20 protein-coding genes and 1 riboswitch are annotated in these 25117 nt (G+C 54.8%); of the genes, 7 read left to right on the forward strand and 13 right to left on the reverse strand.

The features are described from left to right. The first annotated feature begins 21 nt into the window (after positions 1–21). A complete protein-coding gene (locus JMJ04_RS05410; RefSeq protein WP_201369518.1) occupies positions 22–939 on the forward strand; it encodes a COG1361 family protein in 918 nt (305 codons plus the stop codon). Between the two features lie 100 nt (positions 940–1039). Here the strand turns inward: JMJ04_RS05410 and JMJ04_RS05415 are convergent, their stop codons facing one another. Beyond that, positions 1040–1690, reverse strand: a complete 651-nt coding sequence (locus tag JMJ04_RS05415; protein ID WP_201369519.1) for a thiamine diphosphokinase — start codon at positions 1688–1690, stop codon at positions 1040–1042. Positions 1691–1806: 116 nt separating this feature from the next. Between JMJ04_RS05415 and JMJ04_RS05420 the strand changes: the two genes are divergently transcribed. The 3 genes from JMJ04_RS05420 (at position 1807) to JMJ04_RS05430 (ending at position 4938) form a co-directional block, all read left to right on the forward strand. Beyond that, entirely contained in the window at positions 1807–3141 is a 1335-nt protein-coding gene (locus JMJ04_RS05420; RefSeq protein WP_201369520.1) for an FAD-binding oxidoreductase, read from the forward strand. A 43-nt stretch (positions 3142–3184) separates the two neighbouring features. Then, positions 3185–3925: an SDR family oxidoreductase gene (locus tag JMJ04_RS05425; protein ID WP_201369521.1), complete on the forward strand. Its 741-nt coding sequence runs from the start codon at positions 3185–3187 to the stop codon at positions 3923–3925. An 83-nt stretch (positions 3926–4008) separates the two neighbouring features. After that, positions 4009–4938 carry an alpha/beta hydrolase gene (locus JMJ04_RS05430; protein WP_201369522.1) on the forward strand — a complete coding sequence of 310 codons (930 nt, stop codon included), beginning with the start codon at positions 4009–4011 and terminating at the stop codon, positions 4936–4938. Between the two features lie 94 nt (positions 4939–5032). Here JMJ04_RS05430 and JMJ04_RS05435 read toward each other — a convergent pair whose 3' ends face one another. From JMJ04_RS05435 to JMJ04_RS05470, 9 genes are all read right to left on the reverse strand, one after another. Continuing rightward, positions 5033–6082, reverse strand: coding sequence for an ABC transporter substrate-binding protein (locus JMJ04_RS05435; RefSeq protein WP_201369523.1), 1050 nt, complete (start codon positions 6080–6082; stop codon positions 5033–5035). Between the two features lie 116 nt (positions 6083–6198). After that, positions 6199–7017 carry an ABC transporter permease gene (locus tag JMJ04_RS05440; protein WP_201369524.1) on the reverse strand — a complete coding sequence of 273 codons (819 nt, stop codon included), beginning with the start codon at positions 7015–7017 and terminating at the stop codon, positions 6199–6201. After that, positions 7014–7808 (reverse strand): ABC transporter ATP-binding protein, encoded by a 795-nt coding sequence (locus JMJ04_RS05445; RefSeq protein ID WP_201369525.1) that lies wholly within the window; start codon positions 7806–7808, stop codon positions 7014–7016. Before JMJ04_RS05445 ends, JMJ04_RS05440 begins: the two co-directional genes overlap by 4 nt. Before the next feature lie 365 nt (positions 7809–8173). Then, a riboswitch (TPP riboswitch) is annotated at positions 8174–8282 on the reverse strand. Positions 8283–8321: 39 nt separating this feature from the next. Then, positions 8322–8453: a hypothetical protein gene (locus JMJ04_RS47955; protein WP_268887325.1), complete on the reverse strand. Its 132-nt coding sequence runs from the start codon at positions 8451–8453 to the stop codon at positions 8322–8324. A gap of 35 nt (positions 8454–8488) precedes the next feature. Then, a complete protein-coding gene (locus tag JMJ04_RS05450) occupies positions 8489–9955 on the reverse strand; it encodes an NADH-quinone oxidoreductase subunit N (protein ID WP_201369526.1) in 1467 nt (488 codons plus the stop codon). A 59-nt stretch (positions 9956–10014) separates the two neighbouring features. Next, on the reverse strand, positions 10015–11628 hold the full coding sequence (locus JMJ04_RS05455) for a complex I subunit 4 family protein (RefSeq protein WP_201369527.1): 1614 nt from the start codon (positions 11626–11628) through the stop codon (positions 10015–10017). Between the two features lie 9 nt (positions 11629–11637). Beyond that, a complete protein-coding gene (nuoL, locus tag JMJ04_RS05460; RefSeq protein WP_201369528.1) occupies positions 11638–13764 on the reverse strand; it encodes an NADH-quinone oxidoreductase subunit L in 2127 nt (708 codons plus the stop codon). A gap of 86 nt (positions 13765–13850) precedes the next feature. Beyond that, on the reverse strand, positions 13851–14174 hold the full coding sequence (gene nuoK, locus JMJ04_RS05465; protein ID WP_236037923.1) for an NADH-quinone oxidoreductase subunit NuoK: 324 nt from the start codon (positions 14172–14174) through the stop codon (positions 13851–13853). A 6-nt stretch (positions 14175–14180) separates the two neighbouring features. After that, positions 14181–14708 (reverse strand): NADH-quinone oxidoreductase subunit J, encoded by a 528-nt coding sequence (locus tag JMJ04_RS05470; protein WP_201369529.1) that lies wholly within the window; start codon positions 14706–14708, stop codon positions 14181–14183. 873 nt (positions 14709–15581) lie between these two features. Here JMJ04_RS05470 and JMJ04_RS05475 point away from each other — a divergent pair. Beyond that, a complete protein-coding gene (locus JMJ04_RS05475) occupies positions 15582–17828 on the forward strand; it encodes a protein kinase domain-containing protein (protein ID WP_201369530.1) in 2247 nt (748 codons plus the stop codon). A 58-nt stretch (positions 17829–17886) separates the two neighbouring features. Here the strand turns inward: JMJ04_RS05475 and JMJ04_RS05480 are convergent, their stop codons facing one another. Both JMJ04_RS05480 and JMJ04_RS05485 read right to left on the reverse strand, forming a co-directional pair. Then, positions 17887–19230 (reverse strand): calcium:cation antiporter, encoded by a 1344-nt coding sequence (locus JMJ04_RS05480; RefSeq protein ID WP_201369531.1) that lies wholly within the window; start codon positions 19228–19230, stop codon positions 17887–17889. Positions 19231–19365: 135 nt separating this feature from the next. Further along, positions 19366–21354 carry a glycoside hydrolase family 15 protein gene (locus JMJ04_RS05485; protein WP_201369532.1) on the reverse strand — a complete coding sequence of 663 codons (1989 nt, stop codon included), beginning with the start codon at positions 21352–21354 and terminating at the stop codon, positions 19366–19368. A 100-nt stretch (positions 21355–21454) separates the two neighbouring features. Here JMJ04_RS05485 and JMJ04_RS05490 point away from each other — a divergent pair, with 100 nt between their 5' ends. After that, complete coding sequence (locus tag JMJ04_RS05490) at positions 21455–22339, forward strand: hypothetical protein (protein ID WP_201369533.1); 885 nt, start codon at positions 21455–21457, stop codon at positions 22337–22339. A 77-nt stretch (positions 22340–22416) separates the two neighbouring features. Here the strand turns inward: JMJ04_RS05490 and JMJ04_RS05495 are convergent, their stop codons facing one another. Beyond that, positions 22417–23535, reverse strand: coding sequence for a tetratricopeptide repeat protein (locus JMJ04_RS05495; RefSeq protein ID WP_201369534.1), 1119 nt, complete (start codon positions 23533–23535; stop codon positions 22417–22419). A 458-nt stretch (positions 23536–23993) separates the two neighbouring features. Here JMJ04_RS05495 and JMJ04_RS05500 point away from each other — a divergent pair, with 458 nt between their 5' ends. Then, complete coding sequence (locus JMJ04_RS05500) at positions 23994–25031, forward strand: gluconeogenesis factor YvcK family protein (RefSeq protein ID WP_201369535.1); 1038 nt, start codon at positions 23994–23996, stop codon at positions 25029–25031. Positions 25032–25117 lie beyond the last annotated feature (86 nt).

The raw sequence follows: 25117 nt of genomic DNA on the forward strand, positions 1-25117 counted from the left end.
TAATTTCAGGAGAGCTTCATCGTGTTTAAGATATTTCTGCAACGCCTCAGCCTGCTAGCGATCTGCGGCCTGTTCGCCCTTAGCCTGGCGGCCTCGCTCCAGCCCGCGCTGGCACATGCCGCAGGTCCTACAGTTACCATAGCGCAACCAGGAGCGACGAGTTCAATTCTTATTGGGCACCCCGGCACGAAGGTGACGCTCACGGGAACAGGCTTTAAACCCAATGGCACCGCCAAACTCTTCGCCACTCCGGTAGGCGATCCCAACCAGTGTAAGCCCAACCAGGTTACTGAAAACATGAAGGCCTTTGTCCCAGATAGCGCAACGATTGACGCCAGCGGCAATTTCAATGTTGTCACCACATGGCCAGATGCCGCCAATATTCCCTCGGCCCCCTACTTCCTCTGTGTGACCACTCAGGATGAGCAGGCCCTCTCTGGCAACAACTTTACTGTTGCGGAGCCGGTTGCGATCAAGGTCACCCCTAAGAATGCGGCCCCTGGCGACAAGATTACGGTCCAGGGCACTGGCTGGCTGCCAGTACAAAATATTAACGTCTCTATTGTTAGCAATGGCTCAGCTATCACCAGCCAGAGCGTGCAGTCCGCGGGTCCAGACGGCACCTTTACCACGACGCTGACCATTCCGGAGAGCGCTCAGGATGGAAGCTATCAGGTAAGCGTCACTGCACCGAATGAAGATTCAAGCTATATGAAGGCCAGCCAGGCCCTTACCATAGCCGCGGAGCCGACGGCAGCGCCTTCTACCCCCACGCCAACGCCCGGTACCACACCTACAGTCACCGCGACGGCAACCACCAATTCCAGCGGCTCTGGTGGCCCGAATGGTCTGATGATCTTTACCTTCCTGCTGGGAGGCGTAGGCATCGTCCTGGTCGTCGTCGGCGCCATCATGTACTTCTCCTATTCTCGCCAGTAGCAAAGCACAATTACAGCTGTGGAGCGACGCTGCTAAAGTACGCGTCTACATATCATGGATCATATGTAGACGCGTACTTTAGCAGCGTCGCTCCCCCTATTTACTCCTGAAGCTCGCTCCTACGCGTATGCACGAGGAGCAAGACCCCACTACCAACCTCCACCTCGGCCAGGTCATGCGTCAAGACATTGCTAATGCCCCTGGGCGAACCAAAGCGCAGGCAACCATCGCGCAGGGCGTACTGTAAGTTGGTCGTGGTCAGACCCGTCACATCGCCCACCAGGGGGAAGAGCGAGAGCAGGTCGTTACTCGTGCCATGCACCTGGGTCCGTGCTGGGCCGTGCACCACCCAGCACACAGAAGGGCCATCGACCAGGCGCACAGGTACGCTTGTAATACTGGCCAGGAGCATAATATTTCCGAGGGCGTGCTCCATCCGTTCGCCTCCCCAGCCGCCAAGCAGGGTAATACGCGTCGCGCCATGCTCGAGCGCGAGTTGCAAGGCCAGTTCTGTATCGGTCTCGTCCTTCTCTTCAGCAACGCGCACAAGCTCACACCCACGCGCGCGTAGTTCTGGCTCAGGAAGAGTGAGCGAGTCGAAATCTCCTATAATGACACACGGTGTCAGACCATAGTCGAGCGCGGTCTGTGCCCCTTTATCGGCGGCTATAACCAGGTCGGCACTTGCCAGGGCCTCCTGTACACCGCTTCCAGATCGCAAGCTTCCCGCAGCAAATACAATGATATGCATACTATTTGCTATACCTTTCGGCTAACTAGTAGCCACATTTTCGCACAATTCGTTATGATAGTTGAACAAGTTCTAGATCCAGATCTATATCTATCCATATAGAGGGTACTCATAACATGTCGATACAGCGCACACCTCAATCCTGGGGCCGCTTCCCACGTGTGAAGCCCAATGCCGTGCTGCCAGTCTACTGGCGTCACGAGGTTCCACAACTCGATACACTTGAGAAGTCTATTCTGCCTTATGCCTACGGGCGCAGCTATGGTGATAGCTGCCTTAACGAGGGCGGTATCTCGCTTGATGTCAGCAATCTGCGTCACTTCATCTCATTTGATGAGGAACAGGGCCTCTTACGTTGTGAGGCGGGCGTCTCCCTGGCCGAGGTACTGGAACTGGCAGTACCTCGTGGCTGGTTCTTGCCTGTGACCCCTGGCACCAAGTTCGTCTCAGTTGGTGGCGCAATCGCGAATGATGTGCATGGCAAAAATCACCACAAAGGTGGCACCTTCGGCTGCCATGTCACCCAGTTTGAGTTACTGCGCTCCGATGGCACGCGCCTCATTTGCTCACCCGACCAGAACAGTGAACTCTTCCAGGCCACTATCGGCGGTCTGGGCCTGACGGGCGTCATTCTCTGGGCCGAGTTCCGCCTGAAACCCATCCAGAACCCATACATTCAGATGGATAGTATTCTCTTCTCCTCTCTGGATGAATATCGCCAGGTAGCTGAGGAGTCCGATAAAGACTTTGAGTACACGGTCTCCTGGGTGGTCTGCCTGGGCAATGAGAAGGAGTTGGGGCGAGGGTTCTTCTCACGCGGCAATCATGATACGACGCAGCCCATGCCCAACAATACTCAGGGAAAACACCTACCCCTGGCCGTTCCTTTCGATTTCCCTTCTATTACGCTCAATCGCCTGACGATTCGTGCCTTCAACCTGGCAATCTATAATAAGCAGCGCAAGAAGTATGTCCATAAGCTCACGCATTATGATCCATTCTTCTATCCCCTCGACGCCATCCATGCCTGGAACCGCATGTATGGCAAGCGTGGCTTCTTCCAGTACCAGTTTGTCATTCCCTTCGAGGGCGGTTATGAGGCCATGAAGGAGATCATGCAAGAGATCAACCGCTCCGGCGAGGGATCCTTCCTGACCGTTCTCAAATCCTTTGGAGATATTCGCTCGCCTGGCATGCTCTCCTTCCCGCGCCCTGGCCTGACCCTGGCCCTGGACTTCGCCAATCACGGCACACAGACCCTGCGCCTCCTCGACCGCCTGGACGCCATGGTTAATGCCGCCGGGGGCCTGATTTATCCTGCTAAGGACGCGCGTATGCATCCCGAAGATTTCCAGCGCTACTTCCCACGCTGGAAAGAGTTCGAGCAGTATATGGACCCACAATTTTCTTCCAGCTTCTGGCGTCGCGTCACACAGCCCGCTGCGCAATAGATAAAGCATACACACTACCAATCTGGAGTTATAAAAAAAAGTTATGGCAAAAATCCTTATTGTAGGCGCGACCTCAGCAATTGCCCAGGAGACAGCAAAATGTTTCGCCAAAGATGGTGCGGAACTCTTCCTGGTCGCACGTAGCCCTGAGAAAATGGCTGTTATCGCGGATGACCTCAAAGTACGTGGCGCCAAAAGTGTCGAGGCCTTCGAGTTTGATGCCTCTGACCTTCATCGTCACCAGGAGATGTTCGATGCGGCACTCGCAACCATGGGCGAGCTAGATATGTTCCTCATCGCCCACGGGACGCTCGGCAGCCAGAAGGGCTGCGAAGAGAGCGTGGCAGAGACCCTCAAGGAGCTTAACACCAACTTTACCAGCGTCGTCTCACTGCTTACAATTAGCGCCAATTACTTCGAGCGGCGTCACCGGGGTGTGATCGCGGTTATCTCATCTGTCGCAGGGGACCGCGGACGCAAGAGCAACTACGTCTATGGCACCGCCAAGGGCGCGGTCAACCTCTTCTTACAGGGCCTGCGCAACCGCCTGGCCAAATCTGGTGTGACGGTGGTCACGATTAAACCTGGCTTTGTCGATACCCCTATGACCGCGCACCTGCGCAAAGGCTTGCTCTTTGCCAAGGCCAGCGCTGTGGGCGAGGGCGTCTACCAGGCTATGCAGCAGAAGAAGGATATTGTCTATCTCCCCTGGTTCTGGGGCAGCATCATGTTTATAATCAAGGCTATTCCAGAGCGTATCTATAAAAATCTCTCATTAGGTTAAGCACGACGCTACTAAAGTACGCGTCTACATATAACGGGTATATGTAGACGCGTACTTTAGTAGCGTCGGACAAGGATGAAAGTATGACGCTTGATCCCCAGGTGGCCGCCTATTTGGCGTCCCTGCCAGTTGCAGAACCTGTTACATCTCTTGATGAGATGCGCCGTCAGAACACGTTCTCGGGCATTGTGAGTGGAGGCGAAGCGATTCCCCTGGCCCAGGTACATAACCGCACCATTCCCGGGCCAGCGGGTGAGATACCGGTTCGCATCTATCGCCCCACGCCCGATAATGTTCTGCTGCCAGTCGTGCTCTATTTTCATGGTGGCGGCTGGGTGCTTGGCAATCTCGATACCCATGATAACATTTGCCGCTCACTGGCGAAGCATACCTCCTGCGTAGTGATCGCGGTCGACTATCGCCTGGCACCCGAGCACAAGTATCCCGCAGCGCTTGAGGATGCCGAGGCCGCTCTCTTATGGGTAACCGCAAACGCCCAGGAGCTAGCTATAGACGCCTCACGTATCGCGGTGGCAGGAGATAGCGCTGGAGGGAATATTGCAGCAGCACTCACGCTCCTGGCGCGCGACAAAGGCTATCCACCACTCGCGGCTCAGGCCCTGATCTATCCCGTGGCCGACTATTATACTGGCGATCACGACTCCTACACAACCATTAAAGAGGGATACGGTCTCACCGCGGAGGATATGCGCTGGTACTGGGACCAGTACCTGTCTACGCCTGATGAGGGCGAACACCCCTACGCGGCACCTTTGCGCGCTCAAGATCTAAGTCACCTGCCGCCCGCGCTGATTCTCGTCGCGGAATATGATCCCCTGCGCGACGAGGGACAGAAGTACGCGCAACGCCTGCAAGAGGCCGGAGTGCCAACCCAGTTTATCTACCTGAAGGGTTTGATCCATTCCTTCTTTCGTATGAATGGTGTCTTCCCTCACGCCCTCGAACACCAGCGAAACGTCGCAGCCTGGCTACACTCCCGCTTCGAGGAATAGTTTTTCACATAAGAATGATATGGTTGTGCTTGTGGGCCTACGGTCCACAAGCACAACCATATCATTCTTATGTGAGCGCCGAAGGCGCGAGAAGTCAACTCTTCCCAGGCAGGAACTCGTTGGTATAAAGCTGCTTAAAGTCCATGCTCTTAATGGGCTTACCAGAGGCATCCTGAATGGCGCCTGCATTGAGCATAAAGTTGGGGTAGCCCTGCCAGGCCGCGTCATCCTGTACACCCCACTGGCGCCCCGTATCGGCATAGTGAGCGCTATTAAACGTCTGACTATCCATGACAAACGAGGTATCGGGAAAATTCTCCTTGCCCGCGCCATCAATAAGCATCTGCGCCGTCTCTTTGGGATGCTGGCGCGCATATTCATAGCCTTTGGCGGTCGCGGTCATAAACTTACGCAGCAGGTCTGGCTCGCCCTTCATCTGCTTTGAACCCGTAATAAAATTTGGCGTGTAGTAGTCGGGAATGCCAAAGTCAGTAATGTAGAAGTAATTGAGCTTCAGTCCCTCGTGCTTCGCCTGGATGCCCTCAACCCCCTCAAAGATCCAGACAAAATCGATCTTATGCGATTTCAGCGCCTCCATGGCATCCACATCAAGTGTGACATTGCGGAACTTGCCCTGCCCACCATCCTTCTGGATCATGGCACTGACAACCGCGCTCTCATAGGGTGCACCAAAGCCTCCGTAGGTCTTGCCATCCAGGTCACGCGGACGCTTGATACCCGAATCTGCTAGAGTCACCAGCGCGGAGGTATTATGCTGCAAGATAGCTGCAATCGACACCACAGGCTGACCCGTGGCGGCATCGGCGACAATCGACTCAGTCGAGCTAATACCGACATCAGCCTTGCTCTGGCTCACCAGCGTATCGGGCGAGACGCTGGACGAGTAAGGCAATACCTTGAGGTCAATCCCCTGCTCTTTGTACCAGCCCTGCTGGAGTGCGGCATAGATGCCGCTGTGGTTCGTATTAGGGGTCCAATCCAGGGCCAGGGTCATCTTCTTGAGGGGCTGCGACCCCGCTGGCGCGCCACTGGCATGTTGCTGCCAGAGGAAGGCGCCCACCACCACCAGAATGACGAGCACAGGGATGCCAAGGCCCGCCACTAAACGCGTTCGTGTGTTCATTGCTCCACTCCTTGAGAACTTTTAGAAAATACAACTAACTCCATCTACCCAGGGCTACTGTGGGCCTGCTACTTGCGTACGTGGCTACTGCTTCGCCCTACCTATCGAGACATTTCCTACATATATTTTGGGCCTGTGGGCATGCCCACTGCACCGAAGGCACGTCTTTGGGTCGACTCCTGCCAGGGTAAGACGATACGCTCAACCAGGCCCACCAGAGCGAAGAGCGCCAGGCTTAGCACGGTTGTGATGACGATAGCCGCGAAGACCAGGACGATGGCGTGGGCATTGGCCGAGGTTTGCATAAAGATTCCCAGCCCCTGCTCGGCACCTACGTACTCGCCAATGATGGCCCCGGTCACGCTATAGGTCGCGGCGATGCGCAGGCCTGAGAAGAATGAAGGCATCGCTCCCGGCAAACGCACCAGCCAGAGGATTTGCCAGCGCGAGGCGCGCATGCTGCGCATCAGCCGAACCAGGTCAGGATCAACGCTCAACAGGCCATCGGCACAGGCCACCGTGATCGGGAAGAAGCAGTACAACACCACCAGGATCACCTTGGGCAAGATATCGAAGCCAAACCAGACCAGCAGCAGTGGGGCTAGCGCCACCATAGGAATGGTCTGTGAGGCCACCAGCAAGGGATACAAGGCGCGCCTGAGCCAGGAAGAGAGGTCGATAGCCACCGCGATAGCCACGCCCAGGACCGTAGCGAGTGCCAGGCCCAGCACCGTCTCTAGCATGGTCTGAATAGAATGAGTCAGCAGTACATCGCGCTTATTTCCCAGGACCTCAAGGATGGCGCTGGGCGCGGGGACAAGCGTCGCGTCTATCCGGCCCGCACGCACGCCTACTTCCCACAGGAGCAGGAGCGCCACCACCAGCACAAAGGCCGGGCCATAGGCCGCGAAGCGCCTCCAACGTCTCTCATTCATCCTTGTTGCTCCTTGAGTAATAATCCCACCAACTCACGCTCCAGTTGCAATGCCTCTGGCTCGGTCAATTGCTCCTGCCGACGTGGGTGTGACAGGTTGACGTCCACCACGCGCAAAATACCAGCCGGACGCGTGCTCAGCACATAGATACGATCAGAGAGGAGGATAGCCTCACGCACATCATGCGTGATAAACAGGACGCTCGCATGCACCTCCTGCCAGAGATCGAGCAGCCACATCTGCAAGGAGAGGCGTGTCAGGGCATCCAATGCGCCCAGCGGCTCATCCAGCAGAAGAAAATCGCGATTGAACAGGACTGTGCGTAACAGAGCTACGCGCTGCTTCATGCCTCCCGAGAGCGTTGCCGGATAGTGTTGGGCAAACTCGCTCAAACTAAAGTGAGCCAACAAGGCTCGCGCCTCCTCCTGAGCCTGCTTACGCGGCACGCGTCGCACGTCCAGCCCCAGCATGACGTTCTCCTCGACCGTGCGCCAGGGCAGGAGCAGCGGCTGCTGGAGCATATAGCCACATTTCCCCGCACGCTTACCCTCGACACCATCTATCATCACCAGGCCCTGGTCTGGCTCCTCCAACCCGGCAATAATATTGAAGAGGGTACTCTTACCGCAGCCACTCGGTCCTATCAGCGTCACAAACTCGCCCTTTTTGACCTGCAGGTCCAGAGGTCGCAACACCTCTAGCCGCTGCTTCCCCGCGCTATACCTCTTGCTCACACCTTTCACCAGGAGCTTCAGCGGCTCCTCCACTTGTGTACCTGCTTCATCTTCCATAGGCTATATCCACTCTCTTCTATCTTCAAAGCATCCAGTAACAGAAACGCACCAAACCTGGTAGGGACCCGCTTTAGCGCGTCCAAAGGCGATTAATCGCCTGTAGGCGCAGCCCAAAACGCTACCGTTTCGCCATCATGGGGTAGATGCATTCTCCAGGCACAACCAGGCTTGCGCCGCACTGCCATGAATGGCGTTCGGACGCGCTAAAGCGGGTCCCTACCAGCCTGGGAAGCATTCTTGCGTGTATGTATGCGCGCGTCAGAGCGTCACACACACAAAAAAACCGTGCTCCCTTGGAGGGAACACGGCTAGCGCCTTGCGATATGGCGGCCATATTGAAATGCTGAAATGCTCTGGCCTCGGCATACCGGTTGCTGCTTCCCTCCGCTGGTATTATCCAGATCAGGTTCTTGTAAGGGTCGACGGCGTCTCAGCCGTCTCTCAGCCACAAAGGCTCCCCTAGCAGTTTGCCAATTTCTCTTGTTATTTTTGCTGAATGTACAATTCTTCTTACTGCATAGTATAACACAAATGGCGGTTATGCTGTAGCTCTTCAGGGTGCTCAAGACGCTTCGCGCCTGCGTCGCTCAGGAAGAGAGAATATGGAAGGGCTGGTAGGCGGATGCCTACCAGCCCTTCCATATTCTCTCTTTAAAGGCAAGCTTACAGAATCGCGCTTAGCGAGCGAGCAGGATGCTCGCAGCCGGGCTGGCGACATTGAGGAAGACTTGCGCCACAAAGGTGATAACGATCAGCGCCACCGTGGTTAAGAGCAGGGCTGTGCTCAGGCCCATGGTTGGCACCAGGCGGTCTTCCTTGACTGGCTTGTCAAAGAACATGACCTTGATGATGCGGCCATAGTAGACCAGCGAGACAACGCTGTTGAGCAGCGCCACAATCACCAGCCAGGACTGACCCAGGCTCCAGGCGGCGGAGAAGAGGAAGACCTTACTCCAGAAACCAGCCATGGGCGGGATACCTGCCAGCGAGAGCAGACAGAGAGCCGTCCCCAGGCTCAACGCAGGCGAACGCTGCCAGAGGCCACGGAAGTCCTCGATGCGCTCACCACCCGTCAGGTTTGCCAGGGCAATGATGCCCGCGAAGGCGCCCAGGTTAGTGATCACATAGACCAGGATGAAGAAGAGGACCGAGCTATTGCCCTCGGGGCGATTGGTTGCGAAGCTACCGATAAAGCCCACCAGGATATAGCCCGCCTGCGCGATGCTCGAATAAGCCATCATGCGCTTGACGTTGCTCTGCACCGCCGCGACGAGGTTACCCAGCGTCATCGTCAGGACGGCAACGATAGAGAACGCGATGACCGTCGTTGAGACATCAACCGCATTGAGGCCACCAAACATGAAGACGCGAATCAGGGCCGCGAAGCCAGCCGCCTTCGAGCCAACCGAGAAGAAGGCCGTAGCGGGCGTTGGCGCACCCTCGTAGATATCTGGCGCCCACATGTGGAACGGCACCGCGGAGATCTTGAAACCAAAGCCAGCCAGAATCAGGATATTGGCGACGATGACGACCATATTGCCCTGAGCAATCTTGGAGAAGGAGGCCGCGATACCAGCCAGGTCGGTTGTACCCGTCAGGCCATACAGCAGCGCGAAACCATAGAGCAAGATAGCTGAAGACATCGCACCGAGCAGCACATATTTCACTGCCGCCTCGGCAGAGCGCTCGTCATGGCGCAGCATACCTGCCATGACATACAGCGGAATACTGGTCAACTCAAGCGCGATATAGATCGTAATCAGCTCAGTCGTGCTCGCCATGAACATCATGCCGACGGTAGAGAAAAGCAAGAGCGCGTAGAACTCGCCGGTCGCCTTTATATACTTGCCGACATATTCATAGGAGGTGAGCGCCATAACCGCGGCGATTACCAGGAAGATAAGCTTAAAAAAGAGCGCATACGTATCTACGATCAGCATATTGCTGAACGCCTTCTGCGTTCCCGTGTGCGTCAGGGCCAGAGAGATCGTGAACCCCGCTGAGATCAGCAAGCCCACCAGTGAGACCCCGGCGATGACTCTGCGGCTTTTGACAAAAAGGTCGACCGCCATCACCACCAGCGCCATCACCACCAAGCTAAGCTCAGGTGAGAGCAGGTAGAGATCAAAAGGTTGAATTTGCATAAGAACTCCTCGTTTGATCATGGCGGACCCCGCAGAGTCCAGCCACGATCAAGGCGACCTTACTTTATCGTTGCCACAGCCAGCTGCATGATATGGGACAGGCTGGGTGTAATCACATCAATGAGCAGCTTGGGATAGACACCAATGATCACAATCAAGCCAGCGAGCGCAAAGAGCGGAATCATCTCGCGGGGGCTTGCATCGGGCAGCCAATCCCATTTCTTGTTAAATGGACCAAAGAAGACGCGCTTCATCATCCACAGCAGGTAGCCCGCGGTGAAGATCATGGTAAAGACGCTGATAATCGTCACAACGGTCCAAATCTTGAAGCTACTGGTGAAGACCATGTATTCCGCGACAAAGCCAGCCAGGCCAGGCAGGCCCGCCGAAGCCATCGCAGCAAAGACAAAGATCGTGCCCAGAATCGGCATACGCTTCGCCACACCACCAAAGGCCGAGATCTCACGTGTATGCGCCACATCGTAGATGACGCCGACACAAAAGAAGAGCAGACCAGAGATGATACCATGGCTAAAGAGCTGAACAGTCGCGCCCGTCAGCGCCGCCTGGCGGAAGGCGATATCGCCCGTGCCAGCCGCTGCGGCCACGCCCAGCAGCACAATACCCATGTGGCTGACGCTTGAATACGCGATCAGCTTCTTCATATCTCTCTGCACCAGGCAGATCAGCGCGCCATAGATGATGTTGATGATCGCGATCACCGCCAGCCAGCCCGCGAAGTCATGCACTCCCTGGGGGAAGAGCGTGAGGCAGATACGAATCAGACCATAGGCACCCATCTTCAGCAGGATACCAGCCAGGATCACACTGACCTCGGTCGGCGCATCGGTGTGCGCGTCTGGAAGCCAGGTATGGAAGGGGAACATCGGGATCTTCACGGCGAAGGCTACGAAGATCAGCAGGAAGACCACCAGTTGCAGACTCGCGGTCACGCCCAGGAACGGCAGGGCAATCGTGCCCCTCACCATGTGCGTGGGGTCAGCGAAGTATGCCATATTGGCGGTCGCCGTCGCGCCAGGAAGGCCTACATTATTGAAGTAGAGTAGCAGGATACCCACCAGCATGAAGATACTGCCGAAGAAGGTATACAGCAGGAACTTCCAGGCCGAATAGACGCGACCAGGGACCCCGTGCTTCAGCTGCTCGTTGCCCCAGACACCGATCAAAAGGAACATCGGCGCCAGCTCAATCTCCCAGAAGAGGAAGAACAGGAAGAGGTCCAGGGCCATAAAGACGCCCATGACGCCACCTTCCAGGAAGAGGATCAGCGCCAGGTAATCTTTGACGCGTGTCTTCTTCCAGCCGCCGATAATCGCCAGCACGGTCAAGAAAGCATTTAAAATTACCAGGGGGAGGCTCAGGCCATCGATCCCCAAGAAGTAATCCACATTGAACTGAATCTTACCTGCCTGGAAACGAATCCAGGGCACATTGACTGAATCCCGCAGGTGGGTTAAATCGCCAAATCCCTGACCACTCGCTTGAATCCTATACCAAGTAGACAGTGTCAGAGCAAAAACAGCCACTGCAACCACCAGGGCAGCCCAGCGAGCAACCTTTGATGGCATAAGGTATACCACAATCGAACCAAGGATTGGTAGCAGGATAATCCAGGTAAGATCACTGCCGAAAATTTGTTGTAAAGCCGTCATGATCCTCTATTATCCTCTCGCAAACGTGATCAGGACAAAGGCGAGCACTGCGAGCACTGCCACGCCGCCGAAGAAGCCAACCATGTACGCCTGAACACGACCCGTCTCGACACGACGAGCGCCGCGACCGAAGAGCGTCACCACGCTAGCCGCTCCGTTCACAATGCCATCGATCACGTAGGTATCGAAGGCCTGCGCCAGGTAGGAGATACCCAGGACGGCATAGCGCACAAACCAGTTGTACAGGTCGTCAATGTAGTAGCGGTTAAAGAGCACGAGATGCACGGTACGCAGGAAGGCACTTCTCTGCACAAAGGCGTCTATCTTCGCCGGCTCGGTACGGCCATACATTACCAGGGCCGTCACCAGGCCAGCCAGGGAGACCACCACACCAACCCAGGTATCAACTGATGTCAGCATGTGTGAGATATCCAGGCTTGGGGCATCGGGATTCAGGTACTTGAAGAACCCAGTCCAGTAGCCAGCTGCGATAGAAGGAATCGCCAGCAGCATCAGCGGAATGGTCATCGTCAGCGGAGACTCGTGGACGTGGCCCTCGCCGCGATAGGTACCGCCCCACAAGCCAAAGAACTTGCCATCCGGGCCACCGAAGGCCAGGATGAAGGCGCGCAGCATGTAGAAGGCGGTCAGGCCAGCAGTCGCCAGCGTGAGGATATAGGAGAACCAGTCGTGTTGCTCAAAAGCCAGGCCAATGATGGTCTCTTTACTAAAGAAGCCTGAGAAGAAGGGGAAACCCGAAATGGCCAGGGTCGCGATCAACCACGTGGCCGCGGTAATCGGCATACGAGTCGCCAGGCCACCCATCAGGCGCGTATCCTGAACCTCGCGGTGCATCGCGTGGTGCAGACCATGCAGCACACTACCAGCACCCAGGAAGAGCAAGGCCTTGAAGAAGGCGTGCGTGAAGAGGTGGAACATACCAGGGCCGGCACCATACTCGGGACCAGCCACACCCAGGCCAACGAACATATAGCCCAGCTGGCTAATAGTCGAGAAGGCCAGCACGCGCTTGAAGTCCGACTGGACCAGGGCAATGGTCGCCGCGAAGAAGGCCGTGAAGGCACCAACCCATGCCACAACATGGAAGGCAATAGGATCAGCGGCCGCGAAGAGCGGGAAGGTACGCGCGACCATGTAGACACCAGCGGCGACCATGGTTGCCGCGTGGATCAGCGCGCTAACAGGGGTAGGACCTTCCATCGCCGAGGGGAGCCAGACATGCAGCGGGAACTGCGCCGACTTACCAATCGCACCACAGAAAACCAGGATCATCGCCACAGCCAGCAGGCCCTTATCCATGCTTGCGGTTGAAGCCTGGATCTGAGAGAACTCGAAGGAGCCGGCATGCGCGAAGAGAATCATGATACCGATGATGAAACCCACGTCGCCGACGCGGTTGGTAACAAAGGCTTGCAGCGAAGCACTCGCGGGCGAGGGACGCTGCTCCTCGGGCTTGGCACGTTTATTGATCCAGAAGCCGATGAGCAGATATGAGCTCAGACCTACCAGTTCCCACCCAGTAAAGATGACCAGGAAGTTGCGGGAGAAGACGATCACCAGCATTGAAAAGGCAAATAGTGACAGGTAGGAGTAGAAGCGAGCATAACCCGCCGAGTTCTCCATATAGCCCTGAGAATAGAACTGCACCAACAGGGTAACAGTCGTCACTACGACCAGCATCGTCACCGCCAGATTATCAATCTGGAAGGCCACCTGGTATTTCAAATTGCCGAAGGCCACCCAGTCATACTGGAAGACCGTCAGACTATTACGAAGCGCTTCAGGATGGATGGCCGTGTTAAACAGCAGCACCCAGGAATAAGCACAGGCCAGGGCCATAATCAGGATCGCGGCATAGGCGCTTGCCTTGGCCCAGACTGAAAGATGAGGAATTTTGGGGTCTTCATCGTCATCTTCGCCATGTGCATCATGGCCACCATGACTCTCCCCGCCGTGGGCTGCGTCTGCATGCCCATGTTCTCCATGCCCACCTGCGGGCACCTCAGCACGTGGTCGACCCAGGAGATCCAGGACGCGCGTACCGAAGATGATGACCACAAAGGCCAGGAGCGGAGCAAACAGGATCAGCCAGGAATAGGTATACAACGAATCCATACTAATTAACACCGTGCGCGAACAGTCACAACCCTACAGGACAGGGGAGGCGCACTACTCCTTTCTCTTTTGCGACCCGGACGGCACTAAAACTTCAGCATGTTGATTTCGCCAACATCCACTGTGTCACGTTTGCGGTAGATGGCAATGACCATCGCCAGCGCGACAGCGGCCTCAGCGGCGGCTACGGTAATAATGAAGATAGCGAAGATTTGACCGGTCAGATAATTCGCGTAGGGTTGCACCTGGTTGAAGTAGGAAAAACCAACCATTGTGACATTAACGGCGTTGAGCATCACCTCGATGCCCATCAATACTGCGATAGCATTGCGCTTGGCAATTGCGCCATACAGCCCAATACAAAAAAGGATGGCACCCAGTACCAGAAAATGGTTTAGCGTCAGATGCATAGCCTCTTAATCCTCCCTACCGATAACAATCGCACCCACAATCGCTACCAGCAGCACCACAGAGGCAATTTCGAAGGGCAGGACGTAGCTATAGGACGTGGGGCTGTAAAGCAGTTGCCCAATCGCAACAACATTATTAATGTGGGCAGGTAGTTGATGGCCTCCACCAGTGCTGGTATTTGAAATCGCAAGCGCACTATTGAATAAGCCGTACAAAATGCTCCCACCAACAAAGGCGCTGATGATGGCTGCAATCCACCAGAGCCTGTTCGCTGGATTTGTGCGCTGTAGCCCCCCAATGCGCGTCAACATCAGCGCAAAGAGGATCAAAATGGTTACCGCGCCCGCATAGATCAGAATTTGTACAATAGCGATGAATTCGGCGTTGAGCAGGATATAAATACCACCAGCCATCACAAACACAAAAAACAACGCAATCGCGCTGTGTACAATGTTACGAAGGCTGACTACCAGCAACGCCGCCACCACCAGGATCGTTGCCAGGATCCAGAACATAAGGGCGGCAAAGTCCATAAAAAAACCTCCGGGTAATATCGGATCGTAATTTCAGTTCTTGGACAAGAGGAGAAGATTACATTCCATTTGGTACTCTATAAGTTGTATTGTATCACCCATGACGAGCGGTAGAATACCAGTAGGTATTCTACTTAGCCAGGCAAGTGCAAACCCCTAAACGGCCTACACCTGGGGTCATCATTGTACGAGGTCACGTCCGCGTGAGCCTCTTACCTCTCATTACACGAAAGGCTCCTGGTAGATGGTGTCACCATTACCCGGATCTGCTACCCCTTTGAGACTATACCTGGTGCAAGGGTTTGCACTGACAGTGCTTGCGTCATTCCTGGTAACGGTTCTCGTCACATGGGAGGAAGAGTGCCTGTTATCCCATTTGGGATTCTAGCAAAACATAGGAGTCATGACAAGGGGAGAAACGGGTCACCAACCGCCTTCTCACTCAATTGCATGTCACTTCCACCAGAAGATCCACCTTTTTAGGGAGAAACATTTCGCTTCCCCATACGTCTATGCTTAATAATAGTGGGAGAAAGCTTAACCACTTTACGGCCTCATACGTATACTTACTATGGGGTCTGCCCTTCAGCTTGTGCAGCAAATTCGGGAGAGCGGGTACTTCCCTGTTTATCCTATATCACTCTGTGTAGTCCCCGTTCTATCCAGATTTGCTACACACTAGTTTGTAGACTCTCGTTGTGTCACAATAGTTATGCATATTTGCCAACTTCTGAGCCAAGCAGGCGATTATAGCGCGCCTTCTTCGCGAAATATCATCTGACATGCTGTTGATAACGCTTCTGGTACATACCTGGTATGCTATAATTTTCTTAGACACGATAACTCTAGAGTAAAAAGGCGTAGTAGAGGAACATGAGCGTAACACAAACTCCATCTGACCAGAAACAGCCCACGACTGTGCGCTGCAATAACTGCAACGCGGTCCTGCCCCCACACGCAACTTTTTGTGGCTCCTGCGGCCAGCGCATAGATAAAACCGTCAGAACCATGACTCCTATAGATCAGAGTGATATCGCTGAGCGCTATCGTATCACCTCCCTCATTCATCGCAATAGTCAGGTGCAACTCCTCTTCGCCCAGGATAATCAGTCGCATCACCAGGTTATCATCCGCGATATCGATCTCTCGGCACTTGATGAAGCCGCACAACAACAAGCTCTTGAAGCCGCTCAGCAAGAGTATGAGTTGTTACGCCAGAAACGCATCCCCGATTTAACCTCTGCTATAGATCTGCGCTACTTTCAGGAGCACCTCCACCTGGTAGCAGAATGGCCTTTCGCGGGCGCAGAGAAGAAACAGGAGGCCCGACATCGCCAGACGCTGCATGATCTCCTGGAAAGCGAAGCGGGGCTTCCAGATGAAGATACGGCCATTAGCTGGGGTTATCGCCTGAGCAAGGTGGTTGAACGCCTGCATAAACAAAATATTGTTCTCGGCGACCTCGATCCGCACGCGATCCTGGTGGATGGTAACGCCTATGATGGCCTGCCAGCCCTGATGGTCTCCTGGCTTCCGGCCGCCATTCGGAACTTACTGGATGACTCGACTCAGGTTACAACACGCAATCCCTTCAGCGCTCCCGAGACACAGCAGGGCATATATGATCGCAGCACAGACATCTATAGCCTGGGTGCGATCCTCTACCTCCTACTGACCGGGACAGCACCAGACGAGACCACACAGCGCAAAAAACGCGCCTCAACCTCGCCACGTGAGATCAATCCCCAGATTGGCAGTAAGATCGACGAGGTCGTGAGCAAGGCCCTAAGCACAGATCCAGCCAAACGCTTTCGCAGCGTCAAAGAATTGGCGGAGATCCTGCTCGACCTCTCTTCGAGCACCAAGCCCGTGCGCCCGGTGAAAAACGCCAACCGTATGACACGTAAGCGCGCCCAGATTGCTCAGGAGAATCAGGCGCTCTCGCAGACGACGCAGAGGCAAGCTATCACAACACCCGATACTAACTCTGAGGCAGCCCCTGCTGCCACTAGCGAGGGCGAGAAGACACTCATCATTCCGAGAGATGGCGAAGCTACCATCATTGTTCGGCCTCAAGCGAAAGCACAATCACAATCACCAGAGAAGACTGTGCCAGGGGCCGCTGTCCCGCCAAAGCCGGAGACCAACGCCAGCGAACACACGGCGACCTCAACGACCGAGGCGGCAACAGCCTCCGCAAGCGCCATTGAGGATATCAAGACCCAGCAGATCGCAACCATCAGTAGTGAGAAAACCATCAGTATGCCAGCGCTCTCGCGGCAACCCAAGGCGACCGCCGATATTGATACGCAGGCCATCGATGCCCAACCTACAATGGCATTGAGCCTGCCGCCCACACCCAAGGCTGCACCTGCGACACAACCACATCGAGAAGAAGCCTCGACCTCCCAGCCCGAGCCCGAGAAACCAGCCGGAGGGGAGAACGACAACGGCCTGGTCACCAACCTGCAATCATTCCTGCCAGCGCCCAACGCGCTGCCAGCGAAAATCAAGGAGCATCAGCTGGTACAGCGTGTGCGTGAGCGCGTCAATGATCGCTTCCTGCCCGCAATCTCGCACATCGTTCGTTCGCTGAGCACACAGGCCAGGGAGACCAGTGCTAAGCACCCGGTGCTCCAGCAATTGCAACACTTTATCCTGGGTGTTCAGCGTCGTGATATCGCAGCCGCGGCCCTCATCGAGACTCCGCTACGTGTCCAACCAGATCAGAGCTATACGTTGCGCATCAGCGTCATGGGACGCGATGAGCCACATATTCCTGACGAGGCGACCGCCGATACGCCCCTCAGTGGACTGAGTGCTCTTGCAGCGGGTGACCTGGTACATATCGAGATCCGCACCACCCTCATCCAGCGCCTGGCCTATGTCGTACAGAAGGCCGATATCCAGGTGCCACGCAAGGGCTACGCCGCTGAGGTCACGATTCCAATGCAGCCCTTTGAAAGCTCCGTCGCCGGACGCCGTGAACGCCTCTATGTTCATTTCACCGACGAATTTCGCAATCCACTGTATGAGCAGCCTTTCGCTGTCGAACTCTTCGTCTCACCACTCGTGCAAGCTGGCCGTGAGGGCCACGACGTCCTCACCATCCCTTTCTAGAACAGAGAAAAAGGGCAGGGGAGGGGTCGCGACCCCTCCCCTGCCCTTTTTTCATACTCTAAACACCGAAGACAAAGACGGTCCCCGCCATCATGCCAAAGAGCAAAATCAAGAGCAAGCCTTCAAGCCAGACAAGCTCACCATCCCTGGTAATCTCGCTGAACAAGAAGGTCGTCAGGCCCAGTACTGAGAGTTCAACCACGCTAAACACCAGGTCCAAGCGCTGTGGCATAAAGAGACTGATCAGCACCAGGATCGGAGCCACCAGCAGGGCGATCTGGATCGAAGAGCCAGCCGAGGCCGCCAGGACCATTCCAATGCGCTTATCCAGCGACATAGAAATGGTATTAAAGTACTCGGGCAAGGCACCAATCAGAGGCAAGAAGACCAGCCCCACAAAGGCATCATTCCAGCCCAGCGTCTTCGTTACAGGCTCAATTGAACCCACAAGAATTTCAGAAACGAGGGCCACCCCAATTGTGGCCGCAGCTAACAAGAGCAAGGAACGCCACAGGGGCGGCTTATGCTCCTGTGTCTCCACTTTTTTCGCCTCGGGATGAGCCAGGTTGGCGGCAACTGGATCAAGGGTGGTAGCAGGCTGCCCATTCTTCTGTCCAGCCTGTTCTGACTCCCCCTGCGCCTTAACTGTCACGGCGCTACGCGCCTTCTCGTGCTCCATAATAGCGTCAACGGCGCTATCGATCTTCTTAAGTGTCCCTGTCTTCCCCTGGATTCCACTCTGAATCACGTGGTGCCGATACGTGAGCAAGCGCGAGATGGCAGCCATGGAACGCGCGCCTACAGTCACGTTCAATTCCTCCTCGCCCTCCTCCGCTTTGTCACCTACGTGGAAGACACTGAAGAGCACCGACGCCAGGTAGCCCACGAGCAGCACCACGGCCACATAATCCGAGAGATTATGCTCCATCGCAGGGTCATAATGGATGGCTTTAGCCTGAAAACTGGCCAGGGTAGGCAGAATCAAGCCTCCCATACAGAGTGCGAAAAGTGAGGCGTACTGACTCGCGGGGCGCGTCTCAAACTTCAGGCGCCCATGCTTAAAGCCTCCTACACAAACGGAAATCCCCAGGACCAGAAGCGCATTGCCCAGGATGGCCCCAATAATAGAGGCGCTGACAACGTTGACCAGGCCCTGGCGCAAGGCCAGAATACTAATAATGAGCTCAGTGGCGTTGCCAAAGGTCGCGAATAGCAGTCCGCCAATGCGCTCACCCGTGTGCTCAGCGACCTCCTCAACGGCCTGTCCAATAAGCGCAGCCAGAGGCACAATACCCAGGGCAGCAATCAGAAACAGCAGGAGTGGTGGAAGTTCAATATGCAAAAGATCAAGCCCTATCGCGATCACAGCGAAGAGCAATAGGAAATATAGCCAGCGCGGCATCTGGTTTCCCTCCCTAAACACGATAAACATTGTCTCCACATATGTCTCATCAATGAAGTGGCGCGGCTTGCCACCTCATTCTTACACGCATATGTGGGCAGAACCGTTGTAGCACGGTCTGCTCATCAGTATATCTTATTTCCCCTGTAAACGCGCATATTTTCCCAGGTACCAGCGAATGGTCATGACAAATTCGGCCTGGCTCCAGGTCAATGGGGAGACGCTCAACGGCTCACCCTGAAATGGGTGAACCTGCTCGGCCATGATGCCGCTGGCTAATGCATGCTTATGCACCCAATCCAGGAGTGGAAGCGCCTGGTGCAAGGCATCGAGCGATTGCGCGCAGGCAATGCGATACTGCGCCAACCAGAGGGTGCAGATAAACCACGGGTTTCCTTGCGCTTGAGCCATATCGTGTGTAACTTGATAATAGTAATCGTTCTCGTAGCGGGCCATACCACCCACCTCGGTCTTCACCCAGAGAACCTGCTCCAGGGCCTGCATCGTCGCACGCAACTGGGGATCATCCAACGACAGCATCCCAAAGAGGAAGAGGCCACACAGGCTGCTGTCCAGCGTGGCATCCTTGCGGATGATACCATCCTGCTCAACAACAAGCATACGCACAAAATGCCCTCGCTGCTCATCCCAGAAATGCTGGATGGTCGCTGCTTTGATCTCTTCGGCTGCCGCCTGGTACTTTGCCGCCAGGTCCTTCTCGCCAAAGAAGCTGGAGAAATTAGCCGCCGCCTGCAAGCCAGCATAGACCGCGGCATTGGTAAAGGCTAAGATGCCGCGCCGCTCCTCCCATAGGTCAAAGGAGGCACCAGGTAGGCCCGTCGTCTGCTCGCGGTAGGAGACGAGAAAATCGGCTGCGGGAACGATCAGGGAACGAAAGTGCGGAGCTACAAACTCGACATCGCGAAAACAAAGGTAGTGCTGCCAGAGGCTATAGATCACCAGGGCCGTTTCATCCTCCTGAATGGGGAGTTGGGGCTTTCCCTCGTCATCGACCCAGGCCTGCCAACTACTGCCCCAGGAACGATCTGGATTATATTTGTGCAACAGGTAACCGTCCTCCGTCAGCACGCCGGCACAGAAGTCAAAGAAGCTACGTGTAATCTCGCCATAGCCCGCATGACTCAGGGCATTGGCGACGAGGGCACCATCTCGTGGCCACATGTAGGAGTAGCTATCGTTATTGTAATGCTGGACATCCGCGTCATTGGCTGCCATGATCGCGCCACCAGCGTCAATCTGCGTGCGCAGCACCAGCAAACTACGTTTATAGAGGTCAACCAGTTCCGGTGACAGGTCCGCGAAGGCCTGCTCCTCCTTGTTCACCCAGCACAACCAGTAATTACGTGTACGCTCAAGCAGGCCTTCAGCACCCCGCTCACGCACGAGTTGATCGAGCCGTACAACTGCAGGTAAATCTGAGCCGACCGCGAGCCAGTGATAGGCAAGCTCACTCTTTCCTGCCTGGATGGTTGGCAGGTAGAGGGCAATGGTGCCATCCACAGAACCTTGTGCGATAGCGTGACGCCCAAGCTCTCCATCTTCGGCATCGCGCCAGGTCCCCTCCGCGCCATTCACCTCTTTGACACCCGTAGCCCAGCTACTCACGCCCGTCACGCATTGCTCCCCCTGGCCCACCTGCCCGCTCTGCAAAAAATAGCCCTGCTGCTTGTAGGCAATCAACGCCTGCTGTTGAGGGTAGTAAAAGACCGTATTGGCATCCCGGTCGTTCCAGATATGCCAATCGTAGTGGAAGAAGAGACGGACGTTCCGCGCCTGCTCGGCCAGGTTTGTAACCTCAATCCGTCGAATCAAAATGGGGCGATCAAAATCTACCACGTCCGTGCATACCAGGCGCACTTGCAATCGTGGATGCTCCAGCGTGACGTGGGTTACCAGCGTCTCTTTCTCATAGAGAAGCTCTCGCTGCCACTCTGGCGCGTCAAGCCAGGCAAACTGCCCATCCACCCAGATACCTGTATGCGAAATATCGCCCGCTGTATGCAACTCCTGACCGACATGTGGCCAGTAGATATCACGCAGGTTATAGCTTTTATCAAAGTTGACAAGCAAGTGGCCATTACCCAATGGAAGATCACGCGGCATAAAAGACTCCTTGTTTCGGATCAGAAGTAACTCTTGTGAAGATTGCTTTTTTCTGCGATACTCTATGATGCGACATAAGAAAAAAGAAGGTTAGGCACTCATGAGAAAGCGCAGCTTATTAGCACGACTACGCACTAATGGATTCTACTACCTGGTGAGTTCGCTCCTCCTGCTGGTAGCCATTCCGCTCTACCAGGTGCTGGTGCTGAACCCTACTGGCTTTAGCGATACCCGTACCACAGGCCATCTCAACGATTATCTCTTCTGGTTAGGCAACCACACCTCTCTCTTTGTTATTTATCGCGGCTTGCTCGCTATTGCCTTCGCCATTCTCTTCACCATGCCTTATACGCTCTATCGCATTATTGTAGCGCAAGAAATCCTGGGCCGCTCGCCCGATGAGGAGAGTATTGCCGAAGCCGAGATAGAGCTAGAAGAAAATGAAGAGCTAGAGGAGCTCGCTGAAGAAGAGGCCGAAGCCAACGAAATTGAGCCTGAAGAAGAGGCAACAGAAGAGAACACGATGCCTGAATTTGCCTGGCGAGGCAAGGGCTTCGCGATCATTGCGGTCTGGACGGGAACAGCTGGAATCGCTTTATTTGTGCTTGGAACCTTCCTGGGAACCATTTATCTCCTGAACGCCAGCCATGGTTTTATGCAAACGGGAGAAGCTCCCGCCAACATAGGGACGCTTGATGCCATCTTTACCATCACGACCAATACCGTTAGCATTGGCCTGATTGCCATCAGTTCTATGTTCTTTGGTGCTATGATTGCCCGCGCAGGTAAGCGCCTCTGGCCTGGCAACTGGCTCTGGTTTAGCTATATGGCCCTGGCGGTCGCAGCACTGCTGAGCGGAAGCGCGGTTGGCGTCGCCAGCGCGCCTTCGACGGGGCAGGCCACGCTGACCACCTTCGCCATTTTGCTCTTTGGCATATGGAACCTCTGGCATAGCATCATGCTGCTACGCCTGAAGGCAGAATAGGCAACCGATGCTGCTAAAGCACGCGTCTACAATATCACAGCCATATGTAGACGCGTGCTTTAGCAGCGTCAGCCATGCTACTCCTGCAAGACCTTAAAGCCCGAGCGCCAGCACAATAACGCCTCTTCTTCACGCCCCAACATCTCTAACGTTTGCGCCAGTAAGCTGTAGAGATTTGCCATCTCCTGATGCGCCTGGATGCGCTTCAACCCCTCAAGTGCCTGCTTAAAATAAGTGACTGTGGTCTCCAGCAGGCTCTTCTGTGCCTCACTCTCCATATACATCGCTTCCTCGCAGCTCACCCTTCCCATTGCCACGTAGACCTTACTCTGCATGGCAGGATTGCTCAGTTGCTCGACATGCGCCATAGCGAGCTGGCTATAGTGCCTGGCCTCCTCTAATCTGCGCTCAGCCAGGCATAATTCAGCCAGCAAGGCATGATTAGTGGTTAGCAATAGGAGATCTTGCATCTCCTGCGCCACCTGTAACGCCTGAGTATAGTGCTCGCGCGCTTCACAATACTTTTCGAGATGGAAGCAGATCTGTCCAAGTGCTTGATGCAATGAGGCGCTCTGCTGATGATCGGAGTGTTGCTGATAGAGGAGTAGGGAGGCTTGCCCGGCTTCATAGGCTTGCTCATACGCGCTAATAGCCTGGTAGGCTTCACAAAGACCATGATATACACGAGCGGGCATTTCCGTTTCCTGGTAATGCTGGCAGAGCTTGAGCGTCTCAGTAAAGCTCTGGAGAGCGGCCTGGGGTTGCCCCTTTAAAAGATTGGCCACTCCCAGCGAATAACGCGCTTGCATCCGCACCTTGGGCAGGTGGATCCTCCGGACATGCAGTACTTTTAAACACGTGGAGAAGTGCAGCGAGGCATCCTCATAGAACGCCAAGTAATTGGCTACCAGTCCCAGAACAAGCAAGAAAAACGCGATACGTTCTCGCTCTAACTGAATAGTACGACCGAACTCTTGCGTTTGTACATCTAGCATTGGCGAGAGCATACGCTCAGCCTCGCCCCATTGCTTGCCCAACACATAGGCCCAACCTGAGAGATAGATAACTTCCTGTTGCTGTTTGTCATCCTGGGAAACACAGTTCTGCAAGATCTCAAACACACTCTTGTGTTGCCCTTGTTCTAATTGTAGATGAGCGCGATACAATATTAACTGCATATCCAGGTTATTCGTCATGAGCGCCTCTCCTCTACACAAAAATATGTGGAATTATAACACACTTCTATGCGAAGGAGTAAGTATTTTCTAACAAAAGACTACAATAAAAGGGGGTAATAAAATACAAACGGGAGATCTTACATCTCTAACACCGCGCCCACAAAGTGATAGAGAGATTCCCGTTACACACAGTATAACCTAATATTTACTTTTACACAAGAACGTAGGACTTACAGTATCTACGTCGATTCTGCATTTAGTTGGCTGCTGCTTCCTTGCAGGACGTCAGGGGTCGTGATAGACTGAGGAGCAAGTATACAGACTGACATATGGAGACCCACATAGACAGAAGCACGCAACTCACTTCCTCCGCAAGCGAGGAATCAGTATAGAAACCGGATATTATAACCATGTATACAGACGATACACAGCAACCAGAAGAGAATGCTGCAAGAACCAGCCCCAGGAGACGAGCGATGCAAGGCTATTATCAATTGGGAGATCGTTTTGAAGGGCGGCGGGTTGTAACGATTGGAGGAGGATCAGGCACCTTCTCCATGTTATCCCACCTAAAAAAATACCCCTTCAATATCACCGCGATTGTGACCATGTCCGACAGTGGTGGTAGTTCGCGTATGCTTATGGACGAGTTTCACCGGCAACTTCCTCTGGGAGATCTCCGCCAGTCCCTGGTAGCGCTGGCGCGTCATGGTGCCCTCTGGCGTGAAGTCTTCATGCATCGTTTTGAGCGAGATGACGAGGGAACGCAGGAACAGGCCAAGGGAGGGGTCAGTGGTCATAGCCTGGGAAACCTGATTATCAAAGGCTTGCAAGATATCAACGGTGGCAACCTGTTACTCGCAATTGAAGACACCCAAGAGTTATTGGGGACAGCGGGCAATGTCGTACCAGTTACCCTCGAACCGACCACGCTCTGCGCCGACCTGGAAGATGGAAGCACTATCTGTAGTGAGACGGTCATCGACACACGAGGCAAGAAGAATCTCACCGACCTCTCTCCTATTCATCGCTTGCGCCTCATGCCTGAGAACGTAGCGGGCTGCCCCCAGGCCATTCGCGCCATTCGCCGGGCAGACACCATCATTATTGGCCCAGGCGACCTCTATACCAGCCTCCTCCCCAATTTACTGGTGCCTGATATTGCCAAAGCCATTCGTGAGTCGGAAGCCGAGAAGGTCTATGTTTGCAACCTGATGACCAAGCATGGCGAAACAGATGGCTATAAGGCCTCAGATTTTGTCAATGAAATTCATCGCTACCTGGGAGCGCGCGTCGACCGGGTTATCGTCAATACCGGAACCTTTTCTCCAGACCTGCGCGCCAAATATTTGGAGGAGCGAAGCGAGCCAGTGAGCGTCGATCACAATCGCCTTAGCAAACTGGTGCCCAATATAACCACTGAGCAGCTCAACTTCGAGGGTGACACCCTGGCACGCCATGATCCTGAACGCCTGGTACGCGCCATATTCCAGGGTCCAGACCTTCACGAGTAGAGCAAGTGCATAAGATTTATAGGGTCCATGCTGGCATAGACTCCCTCGCCCCGCAGGCCAGTAACCATCTGCTGGGAGACGCAGTC

Source organism: Ktedonobacter robiniae (assembly GCF_016587375.1).
Taxonomy (GTDB): domain Bacteria; phylum Chloroflexota; class Ktedonobacteria; order Ktedonobacterales; family Ktedonobacteraceae; genus Ktedonobacter; species Ktedonobacter robiniae.